General features: G+C 37.4%; 8 protein-coding genes and 1 tRNA gene. 7 read left to right on the top strand and 2 right to left on the bottom strand.

What is annotated here, in order from left to right:
- Nucleotides 1-88 precede the first annotated feature (88 nt).
- A complete protein-coding gene (locus tag Q8907_06610; protein MDP4273933.1) occupies nt 89-1,207 on the top strand; it encodes a glycosyltransferase family 4 protein in 1,119 nt (372 codons plus the stop codon).
- 6 nt (nt 1,208-1,213) lie between these two features.
- Here Q8907_06610 and Q8907_06605 read toward each other — a convergent pair whose 3' ends face one another.
- Nucleotides 1,214-2,689, bottom strand: a complete 1,476-nt coding sequence (locus Q8907_06605; GenBank protein MDP4273932.1) for a capsule assembly Wzi family protein — start codon at nt 2,687-2,689, stop codon at nt 1,214-1,216.
- A 174-nt stretch (nt 2,690-2,863) separates the two neighbouring features.
- Here Q8907_06605 and Q8907_06600 point away from each other — a divergent pair, with 174 nt between their 5' ends.
- The 3 genes from Q8907_06600 to Q8907_06590 all read left to right on the top strand — a co-directional run bounded on the left by Q8907_06600 (nt 2,864) and on the right by Q8907_06590 (nt 8,618).
- A complete protein-coding gene (locus tag Q8907_06600; GenBank protein MDP4273931.1) occupies nt 2,864-6,661 on the top strand; it encodes a PAS domain S-box protein in 3,798 nt (1,265 codons plus the stop codon).
- Nucleotides 6,662-6,752: 91 nt separating this feature from the next.
- Nucleotides 6,753-8,177, top strand: coding sequence for an ankyrin repeat domain-containing protein (locus tag Q8907_06595; protein ID MDP4273930.1), 1,425 nt, complete (start codon nt 6,753-6,755; stop codon nt 8,175-8,177).
- Between the two features lie 9 nt (nt 8,178-8,186).
- The gene (locus Q8907_06590) at nt 8,187-8,618 is read left to right on the top strand and encodes a hypothetical protein (protein MDP4273929.1); all 432 of its coding nucleotides are present in this window, start codon (nt 8,187-8,189) and stop codon (nt 8,616-8,618) included.
- A 40-nt stretch (nt 8,619-8,658) separates the two neighbouring features.
- On the opposite strand, the gene Q8907_06585 is transcribed toward Q8907_06590, so the two are convergent.
- Nucleotides 8,659-9,111 carry a DUF6252 family protein gene (locus Q8907_06585; protein MDP4273928.1) on the bottom strand — a complete coding sequence of 151 codons (453 nt, stop codon included), beginning with the start codon at nt 9,109-9,111 and terminating at the stop codon, nt 8,659-8,661.
- Nucleotides 9,112-9,645: 534 nt separating this feature from the next.
- Here Q8907_06585 and Q8907_06580 point away from each other — a divergent pair.
- From Q8907_06580 to Q8907_06570, 3 genes are all read left to right on the top strand, one after another.
- A tRNA-Leu gene (locus Q8907_06580) sits at nt 9,646-9,729 on the top strand.
- A 118-nt stretch (nt 9,730-9,847) separates the two neighbouring features.
- Nucleotides 9,848-11,707 carry an ABC-F family ATP-binding cassette domain-containing protein gene (locus tag Q8907_06575; GenBank protein ID MDP4273927.1) on the top strand — a complete coding sequence of 620 codons (1,860 nt, stop codon included), beginning with the start codon at nt 9,848-9,850 and terminating at the stop codon, nt 11,705-11,707.
- A gap of 406 nt (nt 11,708-12,113) precedes the next feature.
- Nucleotides 12,114-12,338 (top strand): prephenate dehydratase domain-containing protein (locus tag Q8907_06570; protein ID MDP4273926.1); only part of this gene is annotated, 225 nt, incomplete at its 3' end.

The raw sequence follows: 12,338 nt of genomic DNA, 5'->3' as shown, positions 1-12,338 counted from the left end.
TTGTAAGAATTTTTAAAATAGGCATTAAATTAAAATTGGTTTGTTACTTTTGTGCTCGCAGGCCTAGTTTTCAATAAAAATACCAGTAATGTCAGGTAAAAGCACAATGAACATTTTATTTCTCAACTCAATCGGAAAATCTAAATTTGGTGGGGGTGAAAAATGGATGATAAAAGCAGCATCTGGTTTAATTAAAAAAGGACACTCTGTTTGGATTGGAGGAAGAAAGGACTCCCTTTTTCTCCAAAATGCAGGGAAAGAAAATATAAACACCCAGGAGATCAGCATTTATTCTGACCTTCAATATACAAAGCTTTTCAGCATCATCAAATTTCTGAAAAATAATCATATTGACATTCTGATCTGCAATTTGAATAAGGACATCAATATTGCCGGGCTGGCAGCCCGTATAGCAGGAACTCCTGTTGTTCTCGCCCGTCACGGAATCCTGCTGGCCACCAAATCGTGGCGGCATAAATTTGAACTTAAAAAGCTGGCGGATGGGATCATCACCAATACCCATTCAATCAAACACATTTACGATTCTTACGGCTGGTTCAAAGATGATTTTGTCAAAGTGATTTATAATGGTGTTGAGGATTTTGAGCATGACGAAATAATGCCAGTCCCTGAAACTTACAGAGGGAAAAAAATTATTCTTTCAGCCGGAAGGCTTGCTTACCAGAAAGGTTTTGATTTTCTGATCAAAAGTGCCGACATACTTTCCAAAAAACGCAATGACCTGATCTTTATTATTGCCGGTAGCGGACGTCTTGAAAAACAATTAAGGTCACAGATAAAACTTTGCGGATTGGAAGGTTCAGTCAAACTGATGGGATATTGCAATGATATACATAAAATAATCCATTGGTGCGATTTATTTGTACTCAGTTCAAGGTTTGAAGGAATGCCCAATTCTATTCTGGAGGCCATGGCTGCCGGTAAAGCCATTGTCGCCTCGGATGTCAATGGAAATTCAGAATTAATCAAAGATAAGGAAACAGGATTGATTGTCCCGCCCAATAATCCTTTGGCCATAGCCGGTGCAATCGAAAAACTCATAGACAGGCCGGATCTCCTTGAACAATTAGGACAAAACGGGAGAAAACGGGTTCACGATTATTTTTCTTTAAATATCATGAACCAGAAACTTGAAGAATATTTACTGAAAAAACTCAGGGAGCATAAAGAAAAAATCAACAATTAAATCCGATTATTTCACCATTCCGTTCCATCTTAATCCGACCAGAACTCCGGTATTGTGCGTCATTTGCCCGGCATCAACTCCCCAGGAAGTAGTCAGTTCAATATCCCGTTTTGAAGATATTCTGGTATTTAATTCAATCAACCCATAAAATTGGCGCAAAGGGGGATAAAACACATAATTGTTGGCCGACGGCGGTAAATCTACCGGGGCCCAAAAATCACCTACTACTGCACTAATTCCATTGTAAGTTCCATAATTCTTGCTGTAAGTAGCCAAAACCCGGAAATTTATTTTAGTTGCAACATTCCCTTTCACTCCAAGATGAATGGCCTTCACCCGGTTATTTACGATACTGTAATCAGCGTATTCGCCCTCGCCAAAATATTTTTCAGCTCTCTGCCGGGTTGTAAACAAAGGAGTTCCGATAATCATACCTTCATAAGTCCAGCCATTTCTGTAAATACCATGATTATAATAGTTATCCCTCCCGCCAAACGGGAATCCACGGTTATCCAAATCAGGTTCAAAATCGGAATAACCCGGCCCGCTTTGCCAGGTTGTGTGCAGGTATTCCAAAGTAATGCTGCTGATAAATCTTAAAACATTCTCTTTAAAATCCATATTTACGCCAAACAATCCGTCACGGTTCCTGTAAAAACGCGTTCCCGAGAAATCTTCCCAGGGCATTTGCCTATAGGCAATGACATTAAAGGATTTGGCTTTCAGGGTAAGCCCCATATCAATAATACCCAGATGATTGCCCAAGGCATTTTCCTGTTCACTATAATTTGCCGTATTTTTCCCGGCACCTTTTGCAAACAGAATCCGGTAATAATCCTTTAAACCGGCTGGCCAATGCCCCACTCCGGGAGTATAACCGCCCCATTGCGCAAAATGCACCAATCCCATGAAAGCATTAACAGGAATCCTCCCTCCTGCCTTAAAATAAAGACTTTTTTCATGCAAATAGGGACTTTGGGTATACCGGTTCTTCTCAAACCAGCCATGACTAAAATCCCCCTTAAATTCAAGATAACCTTTAGTAAAAGGAATAGCGGTATAACGGGGAACGGAGATTTTCAACATAGGAAGAGGCATTGCATTTCGACTGATTGCCATGGAACCGCTCGATAAATCATCATTTTGAGAGCCCATAGTCGATTCGAACCGGCCGGCGGAAAACTCAAAAATACCACGGTCAATACGCAGGTATGCCTGCTGGAGCCGGCTGCTGCCTTCCCGGGGTTTTCCTGTGACATCAGCCAACAACCGGATGTGCCAATTTTTTCCCAATTTATAGGGAACTTCCAGCTTCATTCGTACCAAACCATCAGCCTGCTTATCATCAATTATTCCATAACGGTTTGAATAAATATATTGAGGCATATATGGCTTTGAAGCCACACCCGAAATAATTTCAACGGAATGTTTGATCGTATCTGTTTGTGCAAAAAGATTCGAATAAACTAATAATATCGACAAAACAAAAAAACATTTTAAAAATTGCATGATTCATCTATTTTATTGACAAACCTAAATGTTTTTTCTTATTTAAGCAAACTTAACATAAATCATTTTTAATTAATGTTTTATGATACGAAAAACTTTATAAAACATTTTGCGTATACTTTTCTCACAAAACAAGAAAACCCTTATATGCGTTTTATAAAAAGGCTCAATCAATGGTTTATTGAGGATTATGTGAAGACGGCCATTGATGAGTTTGAAATGGCAAAAATCCGGCTTACATGCAATTTTTTACTTCTGAGTGCCATTATCTACCTGCTTTACATTCCTTATTTACTTTACTATAAGTGTATCAGCCAGTTCTTTATGGTTATGACAGGCATTTCTGTTTCCACAACCTCCTTGTTTTTATTAAAATACAAGCAAAATTTCAAGTTTTGCGCTTTGATTAATACTCTTTGTTTTTTTATTGGTCTAATCGGGATTGTAGCATATAATAAGGGGAAAATCGATCCTCTTACTTTTTCATGGACCCTGTCATTCATAATATTTGCATTCTTTATTTTAGGTAAAAAATGGGGAATATTCTTTTCGATTTTGAATTTTAGCAATATTTTTATTGTTATCATAAACTCTTACAAAACATACAATGTTAAACTTTATGACGATAATATTCTTGATTATTTAATTAACCTGATATTTCCAATATCTTTTCTTCTATATATCAGCAATCAATACACAAAACTCATAAGTGAGACGATTGAAAAATTAAAAGAATCAAGGACCTATCAGGAATTACTGAACAAAGAATTAAATCAGAACAACTATCTATTTTCATTAGCTCAAAAACAGCTTAAAGAAAATGAAAGGAAATTCAGGTTGATTTCTGAAAATTCCAAAGACTTGATCATGTTGTGTAACCAGGATTATCAAATCACCTATGTTTCACCAATAGTAAAGGAAATGCTGGGATATGAGCAGGAGGAATTAATTATGCAGCCCCCCGACATAATCATTCATCCCGATTACAGACAAGAGTTTAAACAGAATTATACGCAGGCATTAACTCAGGACATTAAAAAACAAAGCATCTTTAAAGCCCTAAAGAAAGATAAAAGATCTTTCTGGCTTGAAACCTTATCAAAAGGAATAAAAGATGAAGGAGATGCCGTAATTGGAGTCCAACTCTCCTCTAACGACATCACCCATCAGAAAAAATATGAGCTCACCCTCGAACAAACCCAGCAATTGGCTAAAGTTGGAGGATGGGAATACGATTTGAAAAAGGATGAGCTTATTCTGACTGAAGAATTTCATAAAATTTATGAGCTTCCAAAAGAAAAATCCATTAAGCTGAATGAATTGATGAACCTTTATCAATATAAATGGAGAAAAATACTGAAAAAGGCTTTAAATGATGTCATTGCTGAGGGGAGTGATTTCGACAAGGAATTGGAATTCGATACTTTGGGTAAAAAGCATAAATGGTTACGGGTTATTGGTAAAGCCGTAAGAGAGGATTCAGAAACGGTTAAATTGATTGGTGCAGTACAGGATATTACGGAAAGAAAAGAATCAGAAATTCACCTTAAAAGGATTCAAAAACAAAGGGAAATCATCTCCGAAATGTTATCCCTGTCTAATGCCCTCATTTCTTTTCATGAAAAAATAAACAGATTGATGGAAATAGCGGGTAATTTCATGAAAGCCAACCGGGTCTTTATTTTTGAATATAATCAGGAGAAAAGAATTTTAAACAATACTTTTGAATGGAATTCACTCGATTCATCTTCACAAATCGATGATTTGCAAAATATCCCTTACCAACAGGCTTTACCGCTCATCTCAGTTTTAAAACTCAACAAATTCATTTTTTCAAAACATATCAATAATGATTTTACGGACAGCTTCCCCCGGTTTATGAAGTTGGAAGGCAGCATCTCCTTTATTGCTTTTCCCCTGTACATCCAGGATAAATTTATTGGACTTATTGGAATGACCAGTAACCGTGAAATTTGGGACAACAATGGGGTTGTATTCATGCGTTCCATGTCAAATATGATATCGAACCTACTGGAAAGAAAAGAAGCCAAAGATATTATCCGTAAAAGTGCTTTGCGCTTCAGGGAATTTGCAAAAATGTTGCCGGAGATGGTCGGAGAAATCAACCTGGATCAGAAAATCACTTTCGCCAATGACTTCTCACTCAAACATTTTGGTTATACCGGTAGTGATCTGGAAAAAGGAATTTACATAAAACAGTTGCTTATCCCTGATGAAGAAGAAAAAATCAAACTACACTTTTTAAAGGTATTGCAGGGAAAAGACATGGAGGGCATAAAATATACTGCCGTAAAAAGAAACGGAGAAAAATTTCCGATTGTAGCCTATGTTAATTTGATTGAAAAAAGTCACGTCCTCCTGGGTTTTAGGTTTGTCATAATTGATATAACAGAACAAATTGAAACAGAGAAAAAAATAAGATCCCTTGCCAAATTTCCTGAAGAAGATCCAGATCCTGTAATCCGGGTTACTAAAAACGCTGAGATTATCTATTCAAACAATAAAAGTCTTGAACTTCAGCATTTCCTTAAAACCCACCACAACCTTTTTTTGGGAATTTTCAATGAGATCTACGAAATCAATAAAATAAAAGAAATTGAATTCCGCGCAGATCAATCCTATTTCAGACTTACCCTTGTTCCGGTCAAAGAGTTTGAATACATCAACATCTATGGGAAAAATATCACGTTGCGCAAAAAAGCCGAACAGGAATTGAAAAAAGCCAAAGAAATTGCAGAGGAGGTATCCAATTCCAAGGCCCTGTTTTTATCGACCATGAGCCACGAGATCCGTACTCCGCTCAATGCCATTATTGGCATAACGTATCTGCTGCTTAAAGAGAACCCCAGACCCGGCCAGCAGGAGAATCTAGAAACGCTTAAATTTTCGGCAGAAAGCTTACTGGCCCTGGTAAACGATATTCTTGACTTTAATAAAATTGAAGCCGGCAAAATCAAGTTTGAAGAAATTGAATTTAATTTGCAGAAACTGCTTGATCATTTAGAAAAAACGTTCAAGTTAAAAGCCAGTCAAAAAGGCATAAACCTGATTTTTGAAAAAGATCCCGTCATACCACAGGTTCTCATCGGGGATACCGTAAGATTAACCCAGATTTTAAATAATCTTTTAAGCAATGCTGTAAAATTTACGAATAAAGGGTATGTTAAATTGTCTGTACAATTGAAAGAAGTGGATCGGGAATCTGTAATCATTAATTTTTCTGTAACCGATACCGGTATAGGCATTTCAACGAATAAAACAGCCGCCATTTTCGAAAGTTTCAACCAGGCAAGTTCTGATATCACAAGGAAATATGGAGGCACAGGTTTAGGTCTGGCCATCACCAAAAGGCTGCTTGAGCTTCAGGGAAGTCAGATTAACCTGAAAAGTCAGCCCGGGGTAGGTTCAAAATTTTATTTTTCACTAAAATTCAAGATTGGCAAACGAAGCATAGAAGAAACCACATCCCCTGCAGGAACAAGACCGCTGTTCAGCAGTATGGCAGGAATAAAAATACTTATTGTAGAAGACAATCCGGTTAATCAGTTCGTTGCAAAAAAGATACTTTCCCATTGGGATATTAAAACAGATACAGCAAAAAATGGTAACTTAGCTGTCAGAAAAGTGAAAGGTGACATGTATGATTTGATTTTGATGGATCTTCAAATGCCGGAGATGGATGGCTACCAAGCTACTCGGATCATAAAGCAAATGAATGGGGGAAAATATAAAAATATTCCGGTTATTGCCCTTACGGCATCAATTTTTAGTGACGTACAAAATAAAATATATGACGCCGGCATGAATGATTATATTTCAAAACCATTTAATCCCAAAGAATTATACGAAAAAATCAGTAAGTATGCTTTTCTAAATCCGGAAAAATCGAAAAAAGAAAATGCCAAGAACGCCCATGGAAATTAAATATCCGGCAAAAAAATATTTCTGCTCTTTTTTATTTTGGAAGCATAGCTGCCCATCTGTAAAATTTTTCATCCTGATTTTCTTAGCCATTATGAATTTTTCAACAGTTTTTGCCCAGGAAGAAGAGGAAGCGGTTGAAGAAAATGACACCATAAAAATCGAAAATGATTCCCTGTACACCAACCGTCTTGAATTCTCAAAGGATGAGCTCAACAATATTCTGTTGGTCGCGGCTGACCGGGGATACCTAAAAGTCGCGGCTAAGGCAATAAAACAGGGAGCAGATGTCAACCAACAAACAGGAGACGGAATTTCACCTGTTATGTATGCAGCTCAAAATGGAGATTCTGCAATGGTCAGCTTCTTATTAGAGAAAGGGGCTAATCCCAACCTTGTTCCTTATAATGGCATTACAGCTTTGATTGGAGCCGTAAATAACAATCATCTAAACATAGCCGAACAGCTTATAAAAAAAGGGGCAAAAATTAATGCCACGGACGACGGCGGAATCAGTTCCCTGATGTACGCCAGTGCCTATGGATATTATGATCTTTGCGATATGCTGATTTTTTACGGGGCAAAAATGGATCTTAAGGACAACGAAGGAAACGACGCCCTTCTGATTGCCGTAACTGCAGGCAGAACAGACATTGCCGATCTGCTTTTACATTACGGAGCAAATGTGAATACAACAGATTATAGAGGTTATTCACCCCTTATGGTAGCTGCTCAGTACGGTTTTAATGATTTGGTTGATTTGCTCTTAAGCTATCATGCATCCATCAATCTTAAAAACATGAAAGGGGCTTCTGCTCTGACTTATGCAATTGCCAACAAGCAAAAGGAAACCATTAAATTACTTCTTTCAAACCAAGCCAATCCTAATCTGGTTTCACATTCATGGCTCAATCCTATTTTGCTGGCAAAACAGCAAAAAGACACATCCATCCTTAAATTGCTGAAAGCATATAAAGCAAAACCCAACATGAGGCCCTATTTTGATAAAATAAATTTCTCAACAGAAACCTTTTTCAATCCCGGCAATTTTGCTTTAGGCCTAAACGCAGGGCTACATGAGTCAGTACATAATTTTACCCTTAGTGCAGGAATAGATTTTAGACCGGGGACAAAATTTATATGGATTCCCCAAAACGATTCCGTCATCTTCCAATACCGTGAAAAACGGTATTATTATCACTTTGATATTCAGAAATATTTCCGTCTGAAAAAGTTTAATACCAACGATAAACTCAGTACTTTTGTGGGTATTAAAGAGATTTATTCATGGGGCAATTACAGGGGATCAAAGATGAAACCGGGAAGTGTTTATCATACAGTCCCACAAATTGGTTTATATTTTGAACATAAAAATCTGGGGTTAAAACTCAATTATGAGTATCTGGACCTGGGTATTTATCATACTTCTTCCAGTTATTTGAATTTGAGTATGGGTATTTCGCTGCTAAAACATAAAAAAGGACTTTTACCCAAACAAATTTACTGGTTTAATCGTTAATAAAACATTATGTTATCAATAACAAAACCCGGAATATTTCTTTTTCTGCTGTTTTTTCTGGCAATGACAGGTTGCTCTGATGAAATGAGCTCTATTCTTGCCGATTGTGACAACTGTGAAAATCAACAGCCCTATGAAGCTGCATTGAATGTAAAACTCACAGTAAATGAAGAAAATCCACGTGTGCCGATTAGCATCTACCAGGGAAAATACGAATACAACAATGTTATTCTAAATGATACACTAAGCCAAGAAAATGTTCATTACGACTTGCCGGTAAATAAAAATTATTCAGTTGTAGCACGCTACAAAATGGGTAACAAAACAGTTTATGCAATTGACGGAGACCAGGTAAAAGCAAAAAATTCCAGTACTTACTGCAACACCAATTGCTGGATTGTCACAGAAGGGAATGTAGACGTCAGGCTGAAAAAACAATAAACTATTTCAGGAAAATCTTTATGCGACAAAAGAATCTCTGTTATCGTTGGCTAATACTAAGATCAGTAAAATGTCCATCGCTCACTTCAATAGTCTGATCGAGTCTGGACAGAGTAAAATTAAAGGAACAGGAAATCTTACTGCTGCCCATATCCTCAACCGTTAAAGTCCCCGTTATACTTTCATAAGGTTGGGGAACCGTAGTTTCAGAATAATAACAATGGCATTCAGAAAGTGTGGCCGTTTGCTGATAGGTCTTTTTCCCGGTATAAGTGAAAAACACAGACAACACCGTACTATCTGCTGCTTCAGCCACAATGTTAATCTGGCCGGAATTATCTTTATAGGCGAAATAAGAAAGGGCCGACCAACTCTTTCCATTAATTTTTGCGGTCAGCGAAGGAGATGAATTATTGTCCTTCTTGCAGCTATCCATCAATGTAAAGCAAAAAAAGAGCAAACAGACCAGAGAAAAATACTTTGCGGCTTTCATAATTTTGTTTTTATTCAAATTTCGAGATTTTTCCTGATTCCGGTATGAAATTTCCGTCTTTTTTAAATAAATTATTAAATTCACAACAAATTGGATATCACCTTGCTCCATTTTTTAAACAGAACGTTCATTCGACCTAATATTTTTTATAGTGGCTTCGACTCCGCTCAGCCGTCTTATTTTCTATCTGATCCCAAACTTTGAACCATTTCAAACCATTTCAAACCATTTCAAACTACCTCAAACCATTTCAAATTACCTCAAACAACGCCTAACCACAAGGGACACAAGGTTTTCACAAGGATCACTATAAAACTTGTATTTTCCGTGCCCATTTAGTGGTAAGTGTATTTCAAACCTTCTCAAACCCTCTTTAACTTTGAACTCTTTGAACCTGTTATTACATCTACTCACTAACTACCAGGATTATAAACTGACAACCTAAAAGAAAACCAGTCTAAAACCGAAATTAAATTTTCAAACCTTTGGAGAGTATAATATTTTTTATAATTTTGCAGCCAATTACAACAGTAAGCCCAGATGGTGAAATTGGTAGACACGCCACTTTGAGGGGGTGGTGGCCGAAAGGCTGTGCAAGTTCGAGTCTTGTTCTGGGCACTTCACCAAAAGCCTTGTAAATAAAGTTTACAAGGCTTTTTTAATGACAATCTCCAGCATTAATTACGATAATTGTATTTTTGCATTCCATTCAACAAGTTAATCAGAAGTAAGCAATATGGAAAATTACCTTCAGGTCGAAAACCTCACAAAATCAATCGGCGACCTGCTTTTATTCAGCGACATTTCATTCACTGTAGATAAAGGGCAGAAAGTTGCCCTGATTGCCCGCAATGGAGCCGGTAAAACGACCCTGCTTCATTTAATCATAGGGGATGACTCGCCCGATAGTGGAAAAATTGTTTTCCACCGGGACATTTCCGTTGCCTTCCTGGATCAGAATCCCGAATTCAATGAAACAGCTTCTGTCATCGATCACGTACTCAACAATCTGCAAACAGATACGGCCAACATCATTAAAAACTATGAGGCCATGATTGATAATCCCAGCCCGGAAATCATCGAACAAATGGATGTAGCCAAGGCCTGGGATTATGAAGTGAAAATCAAACAAATTCTGACACAACTAAAAATCACAGACCTGAACCAGCCTACTGGCCAGTTATCCGGGGGACAAAAGAAAAGAGTGGCATTGGCCGCAGCCTTAGTCAATGAACCCGACCTGCTTCTTTTGGACGAGCCCACCAATCACCTTGATCTGGATATGATTGAATGGCTTGAAGAATACCTGGAAAAGACCAACAGTACCCTCTTAATGGTTACGCACGACCGCTATTTCCTGGACCGGGTTTGCAACCAGATTATTGAGTTGGATAACAATACCATCTACACCTACAAAGGCAACTATTCATATTTCCTTGAAAAGCGTGAGGAAAGGCAGGAAATTCAGCATGCCAATGTTGAAAAATCAAAAAATCTGATGCGCAAGGAACTGGACTGGATAAGGCGTATGCCCCAGGCCAGAGGCACCAAAGCCAAATACCGGGTCGATGCGTTTGAAGAACTTAGTCAAAAAGCTAAAGAAAAACACGAACAGCGCCAAGTTGATTTCAACATAGCTACTTCTCGCCTGGGGAAAAAAATTCTGGAAATCAAGGATCTTTCAAAAAGTTATGAGGATAAAGTTTTAATTAAAGATTTTTCATACATTTTCAAGCGGAATGAAAAAATTGGAATCGTAGGGCCCAATGGTATCGGGAAGTCTACATTATTAAATATTCTGACCGCTAACATTAAACCTGATGCCGGTGATGTGGAAATTGGAGAGACCATTGTTACAGGCTATTACAAACAGGACGGGATACAATTTGATGAAACACAAAAGGTAATAGATTTGGTTCAGGATATTGCTGAGGTGGTCACACTGGGGGACGGAAATAAACTTACAGCTTCACAGTTCTTAAATTATTTTCTTTTCCCGAATAATGTTCAGCACGATTATGTGTACAAGCTCAGCGGCGGGGAAAAACGGCGCTTGTATCTTGCAACAGTTTTGATGCGCAGCCCGAATTTTCTGATACTTGACGAACCCACCAACGACCTTGATATCATTACCATCAATGTTTTTGAAGACTACCTGGCTTCATTCAAAGGCTGCGTCATTATTGTATCACACGACCGATATTTCATGGATAAAATTGTAGATCACCTGTTTGTATTCCAGGGTGAAGGTGTCATCAAAGATTTCCCCGGAAATTATACACAATTCCGCGATTATACACTTAGCCGTCAAGCATTAGCATCTGCCGAAAAAAAAGCAAAAGCCGAAAAACAAACGCCCCCACCCGATCAAAATCAAAAAGTAAAAAAACTTTCTTATAAGGAGAAAAAAGAAATCGAACAATTGGAAAAAGAAATAGAAACATTAGAAAAGGAGAAAAAAGAAATCGAGGAACAATTAAGCTCAGGAACCCTGCCTATGGATGTACTGGTTGAAAAATCAAACCGGATCAGCGAAATTATGCAAAGCATTGATCAAAAAACAAACAGGTGGGTTGAACTTAACGATTTAAAATAAATTTATAAAAATTTCAAACAAATAATTGCACAATTAAAATTTAATCTTTAAGTTTGCAACGCAATTGAAAGAAAGATGACAAATTTATTTTTACATAATATTTATTCTTTTTATTTTTACTTTTACTTTGGAAGGTAAGAAAAGGGATTCTGTTATGTAAACTGATATGTATTGAATCCCGGCCAACCGGGATTTTTTTTTATAGGTTAACGAATGAATATTACAAAAAAACATACCACTGCAGTTTTCACCCCGGACAATATACAACTATGTTGTTATTGCTTTTATTATGCTTTTTACTTTTATTTTTGGTTTAGATCAAAGATGCGGGATGCTTATTAATGTTTGTGAAATGAATTGATAAAGTCCCGGAAAAATTTCGGGACTTTTTTTTTAATATATGAATATGGAAAATTGTGAAGCAACAACAGTGTTAAAAATTGCAATTCAGGGCGGTTACGGGGCATTTCATGAAATTGCAGCCCAAAGTTATTTCGGCAGTGAGGAATTCGAACTGGTTCCCTGCCGTACCTTCAATGACGAATTCAAAGTGTTGAACGGCGGGGATGCCGATTATGGGATCATGGCAATTGAAAACTCGGTAGCAGGAAGTATATTGCCCAATTATGCC

This window comes from Bacteroidota bacterium (assembly GCA_030706565.1).
Taxonomy (GTDB): domain Bacteria; phylum Bacteroidota; class Bacteroidia; order Bacteroidales; family JAUZOH01; genus JAUZOH01.
This window is presented reverse-complemented; position numbering and strand designations above follow the sequence as displayed.

Excerpts from the sequence above, each read along its gene's own strand:
- Q8907_06610 (MDP4273933.1), top strand. The coding sequence starts at position 89 with ATGTCAGGTAAAAGCACAATGAACATTTTATTTCTCAACTCAATCGGA.
- Q8907_06600 (MDP4273931.1), top strand. The coding sequence starts at position 2,864 with ATGCGTTTTATAAAAAGGCTCAATCAATGGTTTATTGAGGATTATGTG.
- Q8907_06595 (MDP4273930.1), top strand. The coding sequence starts at position 6,753 with ATGAATTTTTCAACAGTTTTTGCCCAGGAAGAAGAGGAAGCGGTTGAA.
- Q8907_06590 (MDP4273929.1), top strand. The coding sequence starts at position 8,187 with ATGTTATCAATAACAAAACCCGGAATATTTCTTTTTCTGCTGTTTTTT.
- Q8907_06585 (MDP4273928.1), bottom strand. The coding sequence starts at position 9,111 with ATGAAAGCCGCAAAGTATTTTTCTCTGGTCTGTTTGCTCTTTTTTTGC.
- Q8907_06575 (MDP4273927.1), top strand. The coding sequence starts at position 9,848 with ATGGAAAATTACCTTCAGGTCGAAAACCTCACAAAATCAATCGGCGAC.